Genomic DNA, 18645 nt, shown 5'->3' on the forward strand with positions numbered 1-18645 from the left:
CGCCAGAAAACGGGCGAAAAAAATGGCCGAAAAAATCATCCTTGCCTCGGGCAGCCCGTTCCGCAAGGCGCTGCTTGTCAATGCCGGCGTTGTGGTCGAAGCGGTTCCGGCTTCTGTCGACGAACGTGCGCTGGAGGCGCCGCTGCAAAATAGTGGCGTGTCGCCGGAGGACGTCGCCCTGGTGCTTGCCGAGGCCAAGGCCACCGAAGTCAGTGAGCGCAAGCCCGGCGCCCTGGTGCTCGGCTGCGACCAGACGCTGTCGCTCGGCGACGAGCTGTTCCACAAGCCGGCCGACATGGAAGGCGCGCGCCGTCATCTGCTGGCGTTGTCGGGCAAGACGCATCAGCTCAACAGTGCCGTCGTGCTGGCCCGTGACGGCCAGGTTCTGTGGCGGCATGTCGGCATCGCCAGCCTGACCATGCGCAAGCTCGATCCGGCCTTCATCGGCCGCCATCTGGCGCGCGTCGGCGCCAAGGCGTTGTCCAGCGTTGGTGCCTACCAGATCGAAGGCGAGGGCATCCAGCTGTTCGAAAAGATCGAGGGCGACTACTTCACCATTGTTGGCCTGCCGCTTTTGCCGGTGCTGGCCAAGCTGCGTGAGCTCGGGGCGATCGATGGCTGAGGCCTCGAAAAAAGCCTTCGTCACCGGCCACCCGATCGGCCATTCCAGGTCACCGAAGATCCACGGCTACTGGCTGGCGAAATACGGCATCGACGGCGTCTACGAGGCCATTGACGTTGCGCCAGAAGCGTTTGCCGAATTCCTGCAAACGCTGCAGGCACAAGGCTATAGCGGCGGCAACGTCACCATCCCGCACAAGGAGGCCGCCTTCGCATTGGCGGCGCGCCGCGACGACGCGGCCGAACAAATCGGTGCGGTCAACACACTGTGGTTTGAGGATGGCGAATTGTGGGGCGGCAATACCGATGCCCATGGCTTTGCCGCCAATCTGGACGAGTATGCATCGGGTTGGGCGGCCGACGGCCCGGCCGTTGTGCTCGGTGCCGGCGGTGCCGCTCGCGCGGTCATCCATGCGCTGAAGCAACGCGGCGTCAACGATATCCGCATCGTAAACCGGACGCTTGCGAGGGCGCAGGAGCTGCGCGACCGCTTCGGTGCCGGCGTCTCCGCCCATGGCATGGCGGCGACCGGCGAGTTGCTCGAAGATGCCGGCCTGCTGGTCAACACGTCAGCGCTCGGCATGCATGGCAATGAAGGCCTGTCCGCCGATCCGGGCAGACTGCCCGACCGCGCCATCGTCACCGACATCGTTTATGTTCCGCTGGAAACGCCGTTGCTCGCCGCAGCCAGCGCGCGCGGCCTCAAGACCGTCGATGGGCTCGGCATGCTGCTGCACCAGGCGGTGCCCGGCTTCGAGCGCTGGTTCGGCACCAGGCCGCAGGTCACCGCCGAACTGCGGCAAATGATCATTGCCGATATCGGCGCGAAGCCATGATCGTGCTCGGCCTCACCGGATCGATCGGCATGGGCAAGTCGACCACGGCAAAGATGTTTGCCGAGGCCGGCGTGCCGGTCCATGATTCCGACGAGGCGGTGCATCGCCTCTATGCCGGCAAGGCCGCCCCCATGGTCGAGGCGGTCTTTCCCGGGACCACCCGATCCGGTGCGGTCGATCGCACAAAGTTGGCCGAACGGGTGCTCGGCGATGCCGCCGCGCTGAAACGGCTGGAAGCGATCATCCATCCGCTGGTCCGTGCCGACGCCGATGCCTTTCTGGCGCAAAATCGTGCCGCCGGCGCGCCACTTGCCGTGCTCGATATACCGCTGCTGTTCGAGACCGGCGGCCGCGATCGCGTCGACAAGGTTGTGGTCGTCACCGCGTCGGCCGAGATCCAGCGCGCCCGCGTGCTGGCGCGCCCGGGCATGAGCGAGGAAAAGTTTGCGTCGATCCTGGCCAGGCAGGTTCCCGACGCCGAAAAGCGCCGGCGCGCCGACTTCGTCGTCGACACCGGCCAGGGCTTTGACGCCGCCCGCGCGGCTGTCAATGCGATCGTCGCCGAACTAGTCGGGGATAAAGCAGCCAGTCCGGGTTAAGAGGCTTGCAGCCCACATTACTTGTTGCCATTTTGTTCCGGGTGTGATTCGGCTAGAATGACGCGGAACCAATGGACTGATTCGATGCGTGAGATCATCTTCGATACGGAAACCACCGGCCTCGACACGCGCGAGGACCGCGTCATCGAGCTTGGCGGCATCGAGCTGGTCAACCGCTTTCCGACCGGCCGCACCTTCCACAAATACATCAACCCACAAGGCCGCCCGATTCATCACGAGGCGCAGGCCGTGCACGGCATCAGCGCCGCCGATCTTCAGGGCAAGCCGACTTTCATGGAGATCGCCGAGGAGTTCCTGGCCTTCATCGACGGCGCCAAGCTGGTCGCCCATAATGCCGGCTTCGACATCGGCTTCCTCAACCTCGAATTCGGCCGGCTTGGTCATCCGGCCATCGATCCGGGACGGATCGTCGACACGCTGGCGCTGGCGCGCCGCAAGCATCCAATGGGTCCCAATTCGCTCGACGCGCTCTGCCGCCGCTATGGCATCGACAATGGCCGTCGCACCAAGCATGGCGCGTTGCTCGATTCTGAATTGCTGGCCGAGGTCTATATCGAGCTTATCGGCGGCAAGCAGGCCAGCCTCATCCTCGACAGCATCATGACGCCGGCGGGCGGACGACAGAATGTCGACGATATCGACATTTCGATCGGCGTCAGGCCCATCGCCTTGCCCTCGCGCCTGACCGATGCCGAGCGCGCAGCACACGCGGGCATGGTTGGCAGCCTCGGCGAAAAGGCGCTTTGGCTGCGCATCGGCCGGGAAGCGAGTTCCGCGGCATAGTGATTTTGAGCGGAGTGATCCGTCGCCCCCTCTGTCCTGCCCTTTTAGCCACCACTTGGCATCTCCCCCTCAGTGGGAAAGATTGGCAGTCCCAGCGCCTCGCTCATTCCTGCGACGATGAAGGATTGGCGAAGGCTGACGTGAAGTTCCGATCTCCCCACTTAAGGGGGAGATGGCCGGAAGGCCAGAGGGGGCACTGTCCCGCCAGCGGCTCATAAAAAAACCCGGCGCAAGGCCGGGTTTCTCAAACGCTATCGAGACACAAACGCCTTCAGCTCACCTTGACCTTGGCGGCGGCCTGGTCCTCGGCCAGCTTCTGCTGGAACATCTGCGCGAAATCGATCGGGTCGAGCATCAGCGGCGGGAAGCCGCCATTGCGCGTTGCCTCGGCAATGATCTGCCTGGCGAACGGGAACAGCAGCCGCGGGCATTCGATGAACAGTATCGGCAGCATGTGCTCCTGCGGGAAGCCGCTGATGGAGAAGACGCCGCCATAGACCAGTTCGACATTGAACAGCACTTCCTGGTCGAACGATGCCTTGGCATTCAGCGTCAAATTGACGTCGAACTGCTTGTCCGAAAGCGGGTTGGCGTTGACGTTGACGTTGATGGCGATGCCGGGGGCCTTGTCGCGGCCGCGCAGCGAGTTTGGCGCGCCGGGGCTTTCGAAGGACAGGTCCTTCACATATTGCGCAAGCACGTTGAGCGAAGGCTGCTCCGCATTTCCATTACCGTTGGCTGCGCCGGTCGGGGCGTCGTCGTTGCTGGCCATAAGCTGTGATCCTTTTGCCTGGGCAGCGTTGCTGACCGGATTGAAATTCGGGCGTTCGCTATCATGGCCGGCACGACAAGACAAGTTTGCAAAAGACGCCGGTTGCCTTGCGGCTACTCGTCCTTGAGGCGGCGCCAGGGAGAGTCAGGCCCGCGCGCATGGTCGTCGGCGCGCGAATAGTCGCCGTCGTCGAGATCGATGGTCTTGCCGCGTTGCCTTGCCCGCAAACCAACGCCGAAATCGGTGGCCAGCACGATGCGGCCTTTCAGCATCCGCCAGGCAAGATCGCGCACCGGTGGCAGGAACAGTAGAATGCCGAAAATATCCGAGATGAAGCCGGGGATGATCAAAAGGATCGCGGCCAGAACGATCATGGCGCCGTGCGCAAGCTGGCGGCTCGGATCGTGGCCGGCATCCATTTCGGCACGGACCCTGGCCATGACGCCAAAACCCTGGTGTCGAAGGAGCAAGGCGCCGGCGACGCTCGAGGCCAGCACCAGCCCGACCGTCGCCAGCGCGCCGATCTGGCGGCCGACAATGACGAAACCGGCTATCTCCAGCAGCGGAAGCGCAAGAACAAACAGGGGAAGCAGCGAGATACGCAAATCTTGACCGATCGTTTCGATGTTTTGCCGGCCGGCGAGCAATCGCCGCTGGCACCAGAGCTGTTAGATAGGTATGGCTGCCTTTGATTTGAATGATTGCGCCATGCGTTCTATATGCTTTGGATACTGAACGCTATGTGATCGCGGCCCTTGCTTGGCCGCTGGTCCGGCCAAAGCAGGGATTGATTGGCGCAAGATATGGGCTTCTTCGACTTCGGCACAATTTTCTTTCTGATTGCGGCGGTGGTGATCTTCTTCCAGCTGCGCAACGTGCTTGGCCGACGCACGGGCAACGAACGCCCGCCCTTCGATCCATATACGGCAGGGCGCAAGAACGACAAGGATGCCGCCCAGAAACCCGAGAACGTGGTTTCGCTGCCGCGCAAGCGGCTGGCGGGAGAGCCGGCGGCCGATGCCTATACGGCGATCGACGCCTTTGCCAAGCCCGACACAGATCTCAACCGGGGCCTGCGGGCGATCAAGGACAATGATCCGACCTTCGACCCGAAGACCTTCGTCGACGGCGCCAAGATGGCCTATGAGATGATCGTCATGGCCTACGCCGATGGCGACCGCAAAACCTTGAAGAACCTTTTGTCGCGCGAGGTCTATGACGGCTTTGTCGCGGCCATCGGCGACCGCGAGGCAAAAGCCGAAAAAATCCAGTCCTCCTTCGTCGGCATCGACAAGGCCGACATCGTTTCGGCCGAGATGAAGGGCAGCGAGGCGCACATCACGCTGCGCATTGTCAGCGAACTGATTTCAGCGACCCGCGACAAGGCCGGCGCCGTCATTGACGGCGATCCCGAGACCGTCGCCGAGGTCAAGGACGTCTGGACCTTCGCTCGTGACGCGCGCTCGCGCGATCCGAACTGGAAGCTCGTCGCCACCGAAGAAGAAGACTGAACTGGACGGCGGCGGGGGCTGTCGTGTCGCTTTCTCGAGTCTTCAGCGAAAAGTCCTTTGGCGAATTGCCGGGCTGGGACGAGGACGACCAACTCCCTGCCTTTGACGCCTTTCGCCGCTCGGCCTTTCATGTCCTGACGAAACCCTACCGCTCCGGCGCGCTCGGCGTCGATTTCGGCGCCTTTGCCGAAGCCTATGCCGCAGCGCGCACCGTTTCGCCGGCGAATCGGTTGGAGGCCCGAAGCTTCTTCGAGCGCTACTTTGTGCCGGCCCATATAGGGGCGGAAAACGGCGGCCCAGGCCTCGTCACCGGCTTCTACGAGCCGGAGGTCGACGCCTCGCCGGTGCGCACGCGACGATTTTCGGTGCCGTTGCTAACCCGCCCGGCCGACCTTGTCGACATCGACGATGGCAATCGTCCTTCCGGCATGGATCCTTATCTTGCCTTCGCTCGTGCGGCGCCGAACGACCCGGTCGAATATTTCGACCGCGGCGAGATCGAACGCGGCGCGCTCGCTGGACAAGGCCTGGAAATCGCCTGGCTCGCCGACAAGGTCGATGCCTTCTTCATCCACGTGCAGGGCGCGGCGCGGCTCAACATGACCGACGGGGAGCTTTGCCGCGTCACCTATGCCGCCAAATCCGGCCAGCGCTTTACCGGACCGGGCAAGATCCTGAGCGACGAAGGCGAGATCCCGCTGGAAAAAGTGACGATGCAGTCGATCCGTGCCTGGCTCAAGGCGCGTCCGGAGCGCGTCGACGAGATCCTTTGGCGCAACCGCTCCTACATCTTCTTCCGCGAGATGGGCGTCGACGACCCGGAGCTCGGCCCGGTCGCTGCCGCCAAGGTGCCGCTGACACCCTGCCGCTCGATCGCCGTCGACCGGCTGCTGCACACGTTCGGCACGCCCTTCCATATCGATGCGCCGTCGCTGACCGCCTTCGACGAAAAACCGTTCCGGCGGCTGATGATCGCACAGGACACCGGCTCAGCGATCATCGGGCCGGCCCGCGGCGATCTGTTCGCTGGGTCGGGCGATGCGGCCGGCGAGATCGCCGGCGTTATCCGCAACGCCGCCGATTTTTATGCGCTGATCCCCCGGCCGCTGGTTTCAGGAGCAGACCGATGACCCGGCGCATCGACAGGCTGAGCGAGGACGACCGGGTCCTGTGGAACCTGGTGGCGCGCACGGCAAAGCCGCTGAAGGGCAAGATCGCCGTCGATATTCCCAAGCTTGGGCCGGAGATCGACGAAACCAGGCAGGTGCCGCCGCCGGCACAGGTCGCGGGCAATGCTGCCGCGGTCGCGAAACCGAAGGCGCAGCATGTTTCCCACGCACTCGACGAACCGACGCTGGACAAGCTGTCGAAGGGCCGGCTGCCGATCGAGGGCCGCGTCGACCTGCATGGCCTGACCCAGGACGAAGCCTATTCGCTGCTGTTTTCCTTCCTGCACCGGGCGCATGCCGGCGGCATCCGCTATGTCCTGGTAATCACCGGCAAGGGCTCTTCGTCGGGCGGCGACGGCGTCTTGCGACGCGCCGTGCCGTCATGGCTGTCGACGCCCGCCTTCCGGCCCCTTGTCTCCAGCCACGACCATGCCGCCCGCAATCATGGCGGCTCGGGCGCGCTTTACGTCCGTCTGCGGCGGGCGCGCTCTTGAGGATGCGCCCATGAGGATGCGCCAATGAGGATGTGCTCGTGACCCCGTTCGGCGAAAAGCTTCGCGTGCTGCGAAACGAGCGCGGCGTCACCCAGAAGGACATGGCCAAGGCGATCGGCGTCAGCGCAGCCTATCTCTCGGCGCTCGAACACGGCCGCCGCGGTGCGCCGAGCTGGACGCTGATCCAGAAGATCATCGGCTATTTCAACATCATTTGGGACGACGCCGAGGAACTGGCGCGGTTGGCCCAAACCTCGCATCCGCGCGTCAGGCTCGACACGTCCGGCCTTAGCCCGGCGGCGACCGAGCTTGCCAATCTCCTGGCCGACAACATCGAAAAGCTCGACGAAGCCGAGCTTCGCCGCATCATTGCGTCGCTCCGCGCTGCGCTGAACCGGCCGAAATGAGTTGCTTTGTTACTGGACCGAGCCGACCAGAACCTGCTGGCCGCCGCGGATCGAGACCCAACGGCCGGTATTGTCGATCGCCTGCCGCTTGAGGAAACGATAGCCGGTCTGGTCCCAGGAACGGACCTGGTCGGTCAGATTGTCGAGGATGTAGTCGCCCTTGTCGGTGCGCACCGTCAGCACGGCGTGGCCTTCGCCATCCGGCTTGCGCACGACGGTCATCAGCAGATCGGCAAACGAGACGCCCAGCCGGTTCAGCTCACGGCGCTTTTCCAGGACATAGTCCTCGCAGTCGCCGACACCCTTGTCGGGATAGGCCCAGACCTCGTCCTTGCCGTAGATGTCGAAGTCGCTCTCAGGCTTGACGGCGGCGTTGACCTTTACCGTGACGCTGAGCAGCTTGCGCCACAGCGAGCCGGTCATGCTGGCGGGCGACAGATCCTTCGGGCGGATCGAGCATTCCGACGGGTAGGTCTTGCAGAAATCATAATGGCCGATCGGCTGCGACGTCGGACCACCTGTTATCATCGGGCTGGCTGCCGAGGCCGAACTGGCCCAACCTGCCGCCACAGTAAGTCCAGCCAGCGCGCACAGGCGTAGCGTTCTCGCCATTGGTGAGGAAATCATTGTCCCCGCTTGTCCCTTGTTGTTAACGAAACGTTAAGGGGTATTTACAGTCGGTGTCAATTATGAGGATGGATTGATTTTTGCGGCATGGTTACCTGCGTGGCGCCAACGCGACTATTGTGCAACAGGTCGACCGGCCGCACGGCCCCGCCAACCGATGATTTTGGCATTGACCGACCTGATGCGGATTGACGGGCATCATCGCTGGTCGCCTATTTCTTGCCGGTCCTGACCAGCTTGGGCTTCACCGCAACACGGTTCTGGCGGCCGTAGCTGGTAATGAAATCGACGATGCGCGGCACGATTTCGGAGCGGAAGCGCGAGCCGTTGAACACACCGTAATGGCCGACCGCCGGCTGCATGTAATGGGCGTGCCTGTCGGCCGGAATGTTGATGCAGAGGTCGTGCGCCGCCTTGGTCTGGCCAAGGCCGGAGATGTCGTCGTTCTCGCCCTCGACGGTGAACAGGGCGACATTGCGGATCGCCGAAGGGTCGACCGCCACACCGCGATGCGTCATTTCGCCCTTGGGCAAGGCCTGGCGGACGAAGACGGTATCGACGGTCTGCAGGTAGAATTCTGCCGTCAGATCCATCACCGCCAGGTATTCGTCATAGAATTCCCGGTGCTTCTCGGCATTGTCGCCGTCATGCTTCACCAGGTGCATGAAGAAGTCTTTGTGGGCGATGATGTGGCGATCCAGGTTCATGCTCATGAAACCCGAAAGCTGCAGGAAACCGGGATAGACCTCGCGGCCGAAGCCCGGCACCGGCCAGGGCGCGCGCATGATGACGTTGTCGCGGAACCAGTCGATGCCCTTTTCCTGGGCCAGCAAATTGACCGCCGTCGGGTTGCGGCGCGTGTCGATCGGGCCGCCCATCAGCGTCATCGTCGAGGGCACGAAAGGATCGCCCTTGGCTTCCATCAGCGCCACCGCCGCCAGCACCGGCACCGACGGCTGGCACACTGCCATCACGTGGGTGTCGGGTCCCAGCGCATGCAGCATGTCGACAATGTAGTCGACATAGTCGTCGAGGTCGAAGCTGCCGTCGGCAAGCGGCACCATCCGGGCGTCGACCCAGTCGGTGATATGCACGTCCGCATAGGGCAGCATCGCCTCGGCCGTGCCGCGCAACAGCGTCGCATAGTGGCCCGACATCGGTGCGACGATTAACAGCTTCGGATCCGGCCGGCGCCCGGCCGGGACAGCCCGCTCGAAACGGACCAGATTGCAGAACGGCCGCGACCAGACGGTGCGTTCGCTGACCTCGACGGTTTTCCAGTCGACCACGGTCTTGGTCAGGCCGAATTGCGGCTTGCCGTAGCGGCGTGTCGTGCGTTCGAACAATTCGGCCGTTGCCGCGACCGAGCGGCCCCAGGACGTGTGTGAAACCGGATTGAGCGGATTGGAGTAGAACAGGCGCACCGCATCGGCATAGAGGCGGGCCGGCTGCAAGGCGGCATGGTTCAGTTCGTAAAGCTGGTAGAACATCGAGAACCCCGCTGCCGACTGCGATCGAAGGGCCGACGAGCAGCGCCGAGCCTTGTCTTGCGGGAGGTTAGCAACAATTTGCTGCGATGCAATACGTCAACTTGCGTGATTTATGCTCATTCTTTCGTCCAAGATGTTGGGAATCCGCCTTCAACGGCAACAGCCGGCTCAATGTGCACCTGCGAAGGCGTAGCCAAGGGTACGCCTATCGGTGCGATCGTCGGAGGAGGTGTCCGGCCTGGCGCTCTGACTGTTAGACGCGTGCCATGCAGACGGCGGTATGGCCCGAGCTGATGAAGCCGAGCTGGCTGGCGGCGCCCTTCGACAGATCGAGCACGCGGCCCCTGATAAACGGGCCGCGATCGTTGATCCGCACGACGACGCTGCGGCCATTGTTGCGGTTGGTCACCTTCAGCTTGGTGCCGAACGGCAGGCTGCGATGCGCTGCGGTCAGCGCCGACGGGTTCATGCGTTCGCCGGAAGCGGTTCTGGAATGCAGTGAGTACCAGGAGGCACGGCCGCACTGAGCGGCGGCGCTGGCAGTGGATGCGCCGACCATCAGGCCAGCCGCGATCATGGCCGCGGCAAGCGCGGTCTGGTTGCTTTTGTTCATGTGTTGGGGACTGGCTCCGTTGACAGACCCGCAGCGGTTAGAGGCGAATGAGGCAGCAAATGCGGCAATGATCTGTCGGTTCCATGACAATGTTACACGTTTGGAGTCGGTGCGAAACAATTTGTCAGAGAGTTTCCGCAGCAAGGCACAGCTTCTTTGATGATCTTCGCATCGACCTCAGCACGTCTTGCACAAGATCAGAGATTTGCATCTAAGTAGAAGTTGGCCTGACCGGGCCGCTTCTTTCGCTGTTCCATTCCGGCAGGAGCGCGGCCGATGATCGACTTGGAAAGGAGTTTTAGCAATGAGATTGATCAAAAATCTGCTGGCGTTGATTGTGCTCGCCATCGGCGTGCTGTGGTCATTGCAAGGCATCGGCCTTATCGGCGGCAGCTTCATGACCGGCCAGTCGCAATGGCTCTATGTCGGCATCGTCACCGCGCTGGTTGGCTTGGCCGGCCTGGCCTGGGCGAACCGTTCGCGCGTTTGAGCAGGCGTCGATCCTCAGGCTCCCGCCAGAGCAGCGCACAGCGGACCTGTGGCGGCCGGTCACCGCGACCAGTATTGCCAGCCCCAGTAGAAACTTTCGTCGCGCGGCGGTAAGCGGTTGCGCTCCGCGTCCAGATGCACCGGCGTCGGCGCTTTGCGTTCGTCCTCAGGCGGCTGTTTGTCTCCGGCCTTGATCAGGCGGAGCCAATGGCCGAAACGCGCAAGCAGCACAGCGGTGGAATGGGGCATCGTCACGTCTCCGATCCGGTCACTCCCGCCCCGCCCACGGGACGAGCACCCGCTCGATCCTGCGGATGATGAATTCGAGCACGAAGGCAATGGCCGCGATCACCAGTATGCCCATCACCACCACGTCGGTGACGAGGAACTGGGCGGCGGACTGGATCATGAAGCCGAGCCCGCGCGTCGCCGCCACCAGCTCGGCGGCAACCAGCGTCGACCAGCCGGCGCCAAGCGCGATGCGCAGGCCGGTCAGGATCGAGGGCAGTGCGCTGGGTAGGATCACGTGCCGGACAAGCAGCGTGCGGGTCGCGCCAAGCGCGCGTGCCGCATTGATGCGTTCCTGCGAGACGCCGCGAACACCCGATGCCGTCGACAGCGCGACCGGCGCCAGCATGGCGATGGCAATCACCAGGATCTTGGACGGCTCGCCAATGCCGAACCAGATAATGATTAGTGGCAGATAGGCCAGCGGCGGGATCGGCCGCAGCAATTCGAGCAGCGGATCGAAGATGCCGCGCCCTATGATGCTGATGCCGATAGCCAGCCCGATGGGAACGCCGACGAAAACGGCCGCGATCAGCGCTGCAAATACCCGCCACAGACTGGCGGCGATATGCTGGAGCAGCGTCGCGTCGACAAAGCCGTCACGGGCGACGACGACAAATTTGTTCCAGACTGCCACGGGCGACGGCAGGAAAACCGGCGACACCAATTGCAGGCGGGCCGACAGTGCCCACGCCGCCAGCACCACCAGAACAGTGATCGCGCTGACCATGCGGGCCGAAACGCGGCTGCGTCTCGGCCGCGACCGCGACCATGGCACGGACAGCGCGTCGGCTCCGTCGTCGGCCTTGGAGCGCTGCGGCCGCTCGGTATAGGAGGTAACGGTCATGCTGCCTCTCCTTCGAAGATCGCATCGGTCAGCTCGCCGCGCGCCGCGGCGAAGGCGGGATCGGCCTTGATGCTGCGAATGGCCTCGCCGGCTGCATAGCGCCGGCTGAAGCCGGTTTCGAAACTCCGCACCACCCGCCCAGGGTCGGGAGCCAGCACAATGATGCGGGTTGCGAGCACCAGCGCTTCCTCGATGCCGTGCGTCACCATCAGCACGCCGACATTGCTTGCCGTCCACAGATCGAGCAGCGTTGTCTGCATGCGTTCCCGTGTCAGCGCATCGAGCGCGCCCAGCGGCTCGTCGAGCAGCAGGAATTGCGGCTCGGCCGCCAGCGCCCGGGCCAGGCCGACGCGCTGGCGCATGCCCCCGGAAAGCTCCCAGATGCGCTTGTCGCCGGCACCGTCGAGCTTCACCAGCGCCAGCAGCGCATCGGCGCGCCGCGCCCGTTCACTTGGCCCGACGCCGCGCAGCCTGAGCGCAAAGGCGACATTTTCCCGCGCGGTCAGCCACGGAAACAGCGCGTCGTTCTGGAACACGACGGCGCGGTCCGAGCCTGGCGCCGTGATCGGCCTGCCGCCTACCGTGGCGCTGCCGCGCACAGGCTCGACCAGGCCCGCAGCGACATTGAGCAGCGAGGTCTTACCGCAGCCGGAGCGGCCGACCAGGACAACGAAGTCATCCTTGGCGACGTCAATCGACACGCGTTCGACGGCCGGCGCCGGCTGGCCTTCATAATGAATCGAGACTTTGTCGAGCAGGAGATGCGTCATGTGGCGTCGCCGATATTCTGAATCTGCAGGCAACGCGCGCGTCAGGGAAGGGAGGACGCGCGCATTGAGCGGTCGCTAATTCGAGGCAAGCGCCTCGCCGACATATTTCGACGACACGTATTTCGAATAATCCGGCAGCACGGCGTCGATCTTGCCCTGCTCCTTGAGGAAGGCCGACGTCGCCTCGACTGCCTTGACCGTGCCGCCACCGAGGAACTTGTCCGAGGCCTGCTCCTCGAGCGTCGGGAAGACATAGCCCCTCAGCAGTTGCGGCACGTCTTCGAGCTTGGCCCCGGTGATCCTGGCGATCTTGGCCGCTTGCGGCGAGGACACCGACCATTGATCCGGCTTGGCCAGGAATTCGGCATAGGCAGCGCCCGTCACTTTGACGAAGTCGCGCACCGCCTCCGGGTTCCTTTCGGCGAAGTCGGTGCGCACGATCCAGGCGTCGAAAGTCGGCGCGCCCCAGGCGGCGACCTGCGAGGAATCCAGCACGACCTTGCCCGACGTCTTGATCTGGCCGAGTGCCGGATCCCAGACATAGGCGGCGTCGATGTCGCCGCGCGCCCATGCCGCCGCGATCTCCGGTGGCCGCAGATTGAGAATATCGACCGACTTCGGCTCGACACCCTCATGCTTCAGCGCCGCAAGCAGGCTGTAATGCGTCGTCGAGACGAAGGGTACCGCCACCTTCTTGCCGGCAAGGTCGGCGACCTTCTCGATGCCGGCGCCGTTGCGGGCGACAAGGGCCTCGGATTCGCCGATCAGCCCGACAATGAAGATGGTCTGGATGGGAAGCTCGCGGCTCGCCGCCGCCGCCAGCGGGCTCGAGCCGACATAACCGATGTCGACCGAACCGGAAGCGACGGCGGCGATCACGTCGGCGCCGGAATCAAATTTCCGCCAGTCGATTGCCGCCTTGGTCGCGCTCTCATAGGCGCCGTCGGCCTGCGGCACCTTCGAGGGTTCGACGACCGTCTGGTAGCCGATAGTGATCTTGAGGTCCTTCGCATGGGCTGGGCCGAGAAAGCCGGCACCAGCCAGAGCCGCCGAGGACAGGAGAACGACGCGTCGCGAAATAGTGGACATGAAAGGCTCCTTGAAAAGAGAAAAATCGGATCGCTCCCTCATAGTCAGCTAAGTCTATAAGCTTGTAGAGTTAAATCCTTCCAACCATTGCCGTCTTGTTAGAAAAAAGCCGTCAGTGGCGCGGCGCGAAGGCGGATATGGCGGCTGCAGCGGGCCTCGGCCTAAGGTCTGTTGACGGTCAGGTCAGCCGAAACAGAGACGGAATGGCGCGCACTATTGGATCTGCATTCATTGGTCAGTATAGCGGCATCGATCCTCGGGTCTCCGCTGCGTCGCTGCTTTGAACAATGGCGCAGCACCTCAATTGCCTTCTTGGCTCCACCTCGCCTCTGGCTTCGCTGTCCGTTGGGGCGACCGGTGATTGCGCGCCATCAGCCGCAAACAAGAATTTTCCGTTTTGGCCCGGTCACCGGCAAATCCATGCTGCGAACGGCCGAACAATTGAAAGTGAATTTCCTGTGCTCGGGGTTAAGTCTAGTATTCTTATGGACATTGAAGGATTGGAGAGGACGATGAGCGACGCCACCCTCCTTGTTGCCGCGCGCGGCATGCTTTGGCCTTCAAATTCAGGGACAGAAGCTGCTGTCGGCCGGTCGGGACATTCCTGTCGCCGGCCAGTTTGCCGGTGTCCCATTGGCGGCGGCTCCTGTGCTCGTAGGGCCACAAGCCCCGGCCAAAATGGCCATTGCGGCTTGAAAACGAAACAAAATCAACGTTTCTTGGCTTGTATATCATGTCACTAGAATTTATCTGTAGTGACAGCTTGGACGCGGCGGGGAGGCACGCCAGGCGTTTCGCAACCGATGGCCTTGGGTCATCGCATGACAGAGAAACGTTCGGGTTATGCTCACGAAAAAAGGTAAGTACGGCCTCAAGGCGCTCGTTCATCTGGCGCGCCTGCCGGTTGGACAGCTCGCCTTCGTCAACGACATCGCCCGCGCAAACAATATTCCGAAAAAGTTCCTCGATGCCATCCTTGGCGAATTGCGCAATGCCGGTTTCGTCCAGAGCCGCAAGGGCAAGGAGGGCGGTTATCGCCTGGCGCGCCCAGCGGACGAGATCAAGGTCGGGCACGTCGTGCGCGTGCTCGACGGGCCACTTGCCCCCATTCCTTGCGCCAGCCGCACCCAGTATCAGCGCTGCGAAGATTGCAACGAGGCGACATGCCAAGTCCGACATCTGATGCTGGAGGTCCGGCAGGCCATCGCCGAGGTGCTGGACCAGCGCAGCCTCGCCGAGATGCGCGACATCGCCGGCGACGAAGACCTTTCGGTGCCGTTGAAAATCCAGGCCTGAATCAACAAAGCCTGACCCGAGAATTCCGGAACCAATGGCTCCCAAGACAATTGGTGCGCGCATGACCGGACGCGCAAATTCGATCATTCCAACTTCGATCATCATTGTCGGTGGCGGCGCCAGCGGCGTCGTGCTTGCCGCGCATCTGCTGAAGTCGCCCAATCCCGATCTCCGCGTCAGCCTGGTCGAAAAACGCCCGCATTTTGGGCAAGGCATGGCCTATTCAACGCTGCTCTCAGCCCATGTGCTGAATGTCAGCGCGTTGGGCATGAGCGCCTATGCCGACGATCCCGGCAATTTCTCGCGCTGGCTACTTGAACGCGGCCTGGCAACGCCGGAACAGGCACCGGTCTATGCGCCGCGCAGCGTCTACGCCCGCTATCTCAAGGAGCTGCTCGACGAACTCGAGGCGCGTGAGCAGCAGACGGGCCGGCTGCGCCTGATCCGCGAGGAGAGCCTGTCGATCTCGCCGACCGCGTCCGGCGTCGAGGTGGCGCTGGCCAACGGCACCAGCGTGGTTGCGCATCTTGCCGTGCTGGCGACCGGCCATGACGAGGAGCCGGGGGCGGGGCAGGGCCACGCGATCAGGATGGGATCCGAGGCCGACAGCGCGCTCGACCCCGAAGCCCGAGTCCTGGTGCTGGGCACGGGGTTGAGCATGGTCGATGCCTTTCTGTCGCTCGAGCAGCGCGGTCATCGCGGCGCGATCGTCGCGGTGTCGCGGCGCGGCCTGCTGCCTTCGCCGCATCGCAAGGGCAATCCCATCAAGCTCGACGTTGCCGATATCCCGCTCGGCACCCAGCTTTCCTATTTCGTCGGCTGGTTCCGCGACCTGATCCGGGAAAACCAGAAGGCCGGCATCGACTGGCGCGACGTCGTCGACGGTCTGAGGCCCTTCAACCAGAAGATCTGGCAGAACTGGCCGTCCTCGGCCAAGCGCCGCTTTGTCGAGCACACCAAGGCGTGGTGGGACATCCACCGCCATCGCATGGCGCCGCAAGTCTACGCCCGCGTTACGGAGGCGGTGCAGGCCGGCCGCATCCGGCTTGTCGCCGGCCGCATCGTCGACATCGCCGCAGGCTACACCGTAGAGGTCCAGTCCCGCCACACGCAGCGCCTCGAAAGGTTCGATGTCGCCCGCATCTATGATTGCACCGGCATCGCCAGGGATATCTCGACCACCTCGAACAGCGTGGTGCGGTCGCTGGTCGACCGTGGGCTGGCACGGCCGGATCCGCTGCGGCTCGGCCTCGATGTGACCGCGGACTGCGAGGTCATCGCCGGCGATGGCACAGTATCGGCCAAGATTTTGGCGGTCGGGCCGCTGACGCGCGGCACCTTCTTCGAGATCGACGCCATTCCCGATATTCGCGTGCAGTGTGCGCGGCTAAGCAAGCGATTGCTCGGATAAGGCCCCCTTTGTCTTGACGCAATTTCGGATGCAAGACCGCCGCCGTTGGGTGAAAAGATCTCGACCGCATAACCTCGCGGTGAAGGCGAACCAGGGGTGCGGGAGCTAGCTCCGCCAGAAGCCGACCGGCCAGCCCGTGGTGGTCGAGACAGCCGGGTTGGCGATGACGATCGCCACACGTTTCGGCTGTTGCGCGTTGACCGGATTGGCGTCGCGTACGCTCATCTTCGTTCTCCTCCCTGGATTTTGTGGCCGGCGAGGCCGTGAGCCGCGACCCCTGGCCAGATGACCGGGCGAATTCTGCTTCCGTCGTCACCATGCCTTGCCTACCATGGCGCATGACCCAACGCGGAAGACTCTACGGCTGCCCGGTCGAGTTCGCGCTCGACGCGCTCGGCGGCAAATGGAAGACGGTGATCCTGGCGCACGTCAAGGAACAGCCGATGCGCTATTCCGACCTGCGCCGGCTGATCCCCTCGCTCTCGGACAAGATGCTGACGCAGCGCCTGGCCGAGCTTGTCGAGATCGGCTTCGTCACGCTCGAGATGTCGCCCGACGGCAAGGGGCGCTACGCCTTGACCGGGCGCGGTGAAGATCTCGCCGCCGCGCTCCAGGCGCTCTACGACTGGGGAAGCGTGCATGGCCGCGCCGAGGGCGTGCGTTTTCGCACCGATAGCGCAGCCACCTAGATCAATTCCGGGAAGCGCGGAGCGGTTTTCTGTCCGCAATTGCGAGACAAAGTGATGGAGCGGTTCGACGTTTGCGTGAAAGGGTGGATCGCTCTAGCAAGCCGACTGTCCTCAACCCGGTCCGGCAAGCGCGCTGCAGAAGCTGGCGACATCGGTGACAACGGCTTCGCCGAGGAAGCGTAGCGTCGCCATCGAGCGGTCGCGCGCCTCGCGGTTGCCGAAGCCACAGGCATCCTCGATGACCACGGCGACAAAGCCATTGTCGGTCGCCTGGCGAACGGTTGGCTCGATGCCGATCTCCATGGCGATGCCTGCGAGCGCTATCGTGCGCACGCCGCAATCGCGCAAGGCAAAGCCGAGCGCGGTGGAATCGAAGGCCGACATCGTGAGCTTGTCGAACACCGCCTCGTCATCGCGGGGTTCCAGCTCGGGCACGATCCGCGTCGCTTCGGCGTCGCGCGGGAACCACGGCTCAACTGTGTCGGGGCTGTCGCGCCGCTGCCAGGCCATGGCGGTGCGCAGCTGCGTCGCGCCCATCCATTTGCGCGGCAGCGACAGATGGCGCGTGAACGCCACCCGCATTCCGGCCACGCGCGCCGCTTCCAGCACCGTGCCGGTGCGCTCGACGATGGTGGCGGCGCCGGCCACCTGGCGGCAGATGCCGACCTGCATGTCGTAGACCACCAGCGCCGTGCGGCGCGGATCGCACCACTCAGCCAGGCTGGCCGGGATTTCGATCCCGTCGCGCGACCGGATCATGCCGCCGTCCGGTCCCACGGCTTGGCGATGTCGACGGTCGGGTCGAACAGGAATTCCAGCGGCAATGGCGCGTCAAAGGCGATGAAGTGCCATTCCAGCAGCCCGGCCTTGGACAGCGGGAAGTCCTCGGTGTAGCGCCGCGCTTCCGCGACGCTGTCGAGCTCGAAGACGATGATGACGCCGCCAATATCGCCGCGCGCATAATTCTCGCGCACGATCCCCGCCTTCCAGAGCCGCCAGACGTTCGACACTTCGTCGCGCAAATAAGGCCGCAGGTCGTCGAGCGTGACGCCGGGCTTGAAATTGTCATAGGCAAGAATCTTCATCGGCCATTCCTTGCATTGCTGTTCGACCAGCGCCGGGTAGCATGGCGGAATCAGCGGCGGCAACGAACGAGATGGTGCGTTGAAACGGCCGCACGATTGCCGTTCTGTGCCGTGCGACCCTACGGACGGCCAGGCGGCCGCGGTATAGTTTTCGCTGAGGAGGAAAAGCGCAGTGACCATCGAAAGGCTGAACCCCGAGGGCATGCACAGCAACCCGGCCTATTCGCAAGGCGTGTCGCTGCCGCCATCCGCGCGCATCGTGCTGGTCGGCGGCCAGAATGGGGTCGACGCGCAAGGCCGGATCGTCGCCAGGGACGATCTCGCTGCGCAGACCGCTTAGGCGCTCTCCAACCTGGCAAAGGTGCTCGAAGCCGGTGGGGCAAAGCCTGAAGACCTCGTCAGCCTCTCGGTCTATATCGCCGGCGACCTGGACATAGGGCCGGCCTTCGGCGCCTGGATGGCCTTCTGGGCAAACCGCGGCGTGCCCCGATCATCAAAGTGCTGCGCGTCGCCGGCCTCGGTAATCCGGATTTTCTGATCGAGATCGAAGCCCAGGCCGCGATCGCCTGAACCCTAAGCAGGTTCTGCAAATCTTTTGCCCAGCCTCGAGGCTGGCGAAGCTTTCGCGAAATTCCATTCCCCTGCTGGCGGCCGGATTGGCACGATCTATCTTCTTTACAACTGCAAACGGCTGGAAAAGACGGTAGGTTGCCGTCTTCCAGGGCGGTTGCTCATTCT

The 18645-nt window shown here is 63.6% G+C and carries 24 protein-coding genes; 13 read left to right on the forward strand and 11 right to left on the reverse strand.

Features of this window, described 5'->3' with window-relative positions:
- Positions 1 to 22: 22 nt before the first annotated feature.
- The 4 genes from NKH29_RS09885 to dnaQ all read left to right on the forward strand — a co-directional run bounded on the left by NKH29_RS09885 (position 23) and on the right by dnaQ (position 2860).
- Complete coding sequence (locus tag NKH29_RS09885; protein ID WP_023718759.1) at positions 23 to 622, forward strand: Maf-like protein; 600 nt, start codon at positions 23 to 25, stop codon at positions 620 to 622.
- The gene (locus NKH29_RS09890; protein ID WP_352481330.1) at positions 615 to 1457 is read left to right on the forward strand and encodes a shikimate dehydrogenase; all 843 of its coding nucleotides are present in this window, start codon (positions 615 to 617) and stop codon (positions 1455 to 1457) included. Before NKH29_RS09885 ends, NKH29_RS09890 begins: the two co-directional genes overlap by 8 nt.
- On the forward strand, positions 1454 to 2056 hold the full coding sequence (gene coaE, locus NKH29_RS09895; protein WP_352592217.1) for a dephospho-CoA kinase: 603 nt from the start codon (positions 1454 to 1456) through the stop codon (positions 2054 to 2056). The genes NKH29_RS09890 and coaE overlap by 4 nt, the downstream gene beginning before the upstream one ends.
- 84 nt (positions 2057 to 2140) lie before the next feature.
- Positions 2141 to 2860, forward strand: a complete 720-nt coding sequence (dnaQ, locus tag NKH29_RS09900; protein ID WP_023718762.1) for a DNA polymerase III subunit epsilon — start codon at positions 2141 to 2143, stop codon at positions 2858 to 2860.
- A 271-nt stretch (positions 2861 to 3131) separates the two neighbouring features.
- Here the strand turns inward: dnaQ and secB are convergent, their stop codons facing one another.
- Complete coding sequence (secB, locus tag NKH29_RS09905) at positions 3132 to 3632, reverse strand: protein-export chaperone SecB (RefSeq protein ID WP_023718763.1); 501 nt, start codon at positions 3630 to 3632, stop codon at positions 3132 to 3134.
- 113 nt (positions 3633 to 3745) lie between these two features.
- The gene (locus tag NKH29_RS09910) at positions 3746 to 4237 is read right to left on the reverse strand and encodes an FxsA family protein (protein WP_023718764.1); all 492 of its coding nucleotides are present in this window, start codon (positions 4235 to 4237) and stop codon (positions 3746 to 3748) included.
- A 198-nt stretch (positions 4238 to 4435) separates the two neighbouring features.
- Here NKH29_RS09910 and NKH29_RS09915 point away from each other — a divergent pair, with 198 nt between their 5' ends.
- Genes NKH29_RS09915 through NKH29_RS09930 form a run of 4 tightly spaced genes read left to right on the forward strand, consistent with a single transcriptional unit; the run spans position 4436 to position 7213 of the window.
- Positions 4436 to 5143, forward strand: coding sequence for a Tim44/TimA family putative adaptor protein (locus NKH29_RS09915; RefSeq protein WP_023718765.1), 708 nt, complete (start codon positions 4436 to 4438; stop codon positions 5141 to 5143).
- 23 nt (positions 5144 to 5166) lie between these two features.
- A complete protein-coding gene (gene mltA, locus NKH29_RS09920) occupies positions 5167 to 6273 on the forward strand; it encodes a murein transglycosylase A (protein ID WP_352481332.1) in 1107 nt (368 codons plus the stop codon).
- The gene (locus NKH29_RS09925; RefSeq protein WP_352481333.1) at positions 6270 to 6806 is read left to right on the forward strand and encodes a Smr/MutS family protein; all 537 of its coding nucleotides are present in this window, start codon (positions 6270 to 6272) and stop codon (positions 6804 to 6806) included. Before mltA ends, NKH29_RS09925 begins: the two co-directional genes overlap by 4 nt.
- 38 nt (positions 6807 to 6844) lie before the next feature.
- Entirely contained in the window at positions 6845 to 7213 is a 369-nt protein-coding gene (locus NKH29_RS09930) for a helix-turn-helix domain-containing protein (protein ID WP_352495417.1), read from the forward strand.
- 9 nt (positions 7214 to 7222) lie between these two features.
- Here the strand turns inward: NKH29_RS09930 and NKH29_RS09935 are convergent, their stop codons facing one another.
- From NKH29_RS09935 to NKH29_RS09945, 3 genes are all read right to left on the reverse strand, one after another.
- Positions 7223 to 7840 carry a transglutaminase-like cysteine peptidase gene (locus tag NKH29_RS09935; RefSeq protein ID WP_023718769.1) on the reverse strand — a complete coding sequence of 206 codons (618 nt, stop codon included), beginning with the start codon at positions 7838 to 7840 and terminating at the stop codon, positions 7223 to 7225.
- A 212-nt stretch (positions 7841 to 8052) separates the two neighbouring features.
- A complete protein-coding gene (locus tag NKH29_RS09940; RefSeq protein WP_352481335.1) occupies positions 8053 to 9330 on the reverse strand; it encodes a polyhydroxyalkanoate depolymerase in 1278 nt (425 codons plus the stop codon).
- Between the two features lie 253 nt (positions 9331 to 9583).
- The gene (locus NKH29_RS09945; RefSeq protein ID WP_352481336.1) at positions 9584 to 9943 is read right to left on the reverse strand and encodes a septal ring lytic transglycosylase RlpA family protein; all 360 of its coding nucleotides are present in this window, start codon (positions 9941 to 9943) and stop codon (positions 9584 to 9586) included.
- 304 nt (positions 9944 to 10247) lie between these two features.
- Here NKH29_RS09945 and NKH29_RS09950 point away from each other — a divergent pair, with 304 nt between their 5' ends.
- Positions 10248 to 10433 (forward strand): hypothetical protein, encoded by a 186-nt coding sequence (locus NKH29_RS09950; RefSeq protein ID WP_023718772.1) that lies wholly within the window; start codon positions 10248 to 10250, stop codon positions 10431 to 10433.
- A 59-nt stretch (positions 10434 to 10492) separates the two neighbouring features.
- Here NKH29_RS09950 and NKH29_RS09955 read toward each other — a convergent pair whose 3' ends face one another.
- The 4 genes from NKH29_RS09955 to tauA all read right to left on the reverse strand — a co-directional run bounded on the left by NKH29_RS09955 (position 10493) and on the right by tauA (position 13426).
- Positions 10493 to 10681 carry a hypothetical protein gene (locus tag NKH29_RS09955; protein WP_023718773.1) on the reverse strand — a complete coding sequence of 63 codons (189 nt, stop codon included), beginning with the start codon at positions 10679 to 10681 and terminating at the stop codon, positions 10493 to 10495.
- Between the two features lie 19 nt (positions 10682 to 10700).
- Entirely contained in the window at positions 10701 to 11567 is an 867-nt protein-coding gene (locus tag NKH29_RS09960) for an ABC transporter permease subunit (protein WP_352911768.1), read from the reverse strand.
- Positions 11564 to 12337, reverse strand: coding sequence for a taurine ABC transporter ATP-binding protein (locus NKH29_RS09965; RefSeq protein WP_352481338.1), 774 nt, complete (start codon positions 12335 to 12337; stop codon positions 11564 to 11566). Before NKH29_RS09965 ends, NKH29_RS09960 begins: the two co-directional genes overlap by 4 nt.
- 75 nt (positions 12338 to 12412) lie before the next feature.
- A complete protein-coding gene (tauA, locus tag NKH29_RS09970) occupies positions 12413 to 13426 on the reverse strand; it encodes a taurine ABC transporter substrate-binding protein (RefSeq protein ID WP_352481339.1) in 1014 nt (337 codons plus the stop codon).
- Positions 13427 to 14269: 843 nt separating this feature from the next.
- Between tauA and NKH29_RS09975 the strand changes: the two genes are divergently transcribed.
- The 3 genes from NKH29_RS09975 to NKH29_RS09985 all read left to right on the forward strand — a co-directional run bounded on the left by NKH29_RS09975 (position 14270) and on the right by NKH29_RS09985 (position 16822).
- The gene (locus tag NKH29_RS09975; RefSeq protein ID WP_352592220.1) at positions 14270 to 14722 is read left to right on the forward strand and encodes an RrF2 family transcriptional regulator; all 453 of its coding nucleotides are present in this window, start codon (positions 14270 to 14272) and stop codon (positions 14720 to 14722) included.
- Between the two features lie 61 nt (positions 14723 to 14783).
- A complete protein-coding gene (locus tag NKH29_RS09980; protein WP_352481341.1) occupies positions 14784 to 16133 on the forward strand; it encodes an FAD/NAD(P)-binding protein in 1350 nt (449 codons plus the stop codon).
- A 338-nt stretch (positions 16134 to 16471) separates the two neighbouring features.
- Entirely contained in the window at positions 16472 to 16822 is a 351-nt protein-coding gene (locus NKH29_RS09985) for a winged helix-turn-helix transcriptional regulator (protein WP_352481342.1), read from the forward strand.
- Positions 16823 to 16933: 111 nt separating this feature from the next.
- On the opposite strand, the gene NKH29_RS09990 is transcribed toward NKH29_RS09985, so the two are convergent.
- Positions 16934 to 17581: a cysteine hydrolase family protein gene (locus NKH29_RS09990; protein ID WP_352481343.1), complete on the reverse strand. Its 648-nt coding sequence runs from the start codon at positions 17579 to 17581 to the stop codon at positions 16934 to 16936.
- Positions 17578 to 17907, reverse strand: a complete 330-nt coding sequence (locus NKH29_RS09995) for a hypothetical protein (protein WP_023718782.1) — start codon at positions 17905 to 17907, stop codon at positions 17578 to 17580. The genes NKH29_RS09990 and NKH29_RS09995 overlap by 4 nt, the downstream gene beginning before the upstream one ends.
- 172 nt (positions 17908 to 18079) lie before the next feature.
- Here NKH29_RS09995 and NKH29_RS10000 point away from each other — a divergent pair, with 172 nt between their 5' ends.
- Entirely contained in the window at positions 18080 to 18247 is a 168-nt protein-coding gene (locus tag NKH29_RS10000; RefSeq protein ID WP_352481344.1) for a hypothetical protein, read from the forward strand.
- Positions 18248 to 18645: the final 398 nt, after the last annotated feature.

It is taken from the genome of Mesorhizobium sp. M1295 (assembly GCF_040318135.1).
Taxonomy (GTDB): Bacteria; Pseudomonadota; Alphaproteobacteria; order Rhizobiales; family Rhizobiaceae; genus Mesorhizobium.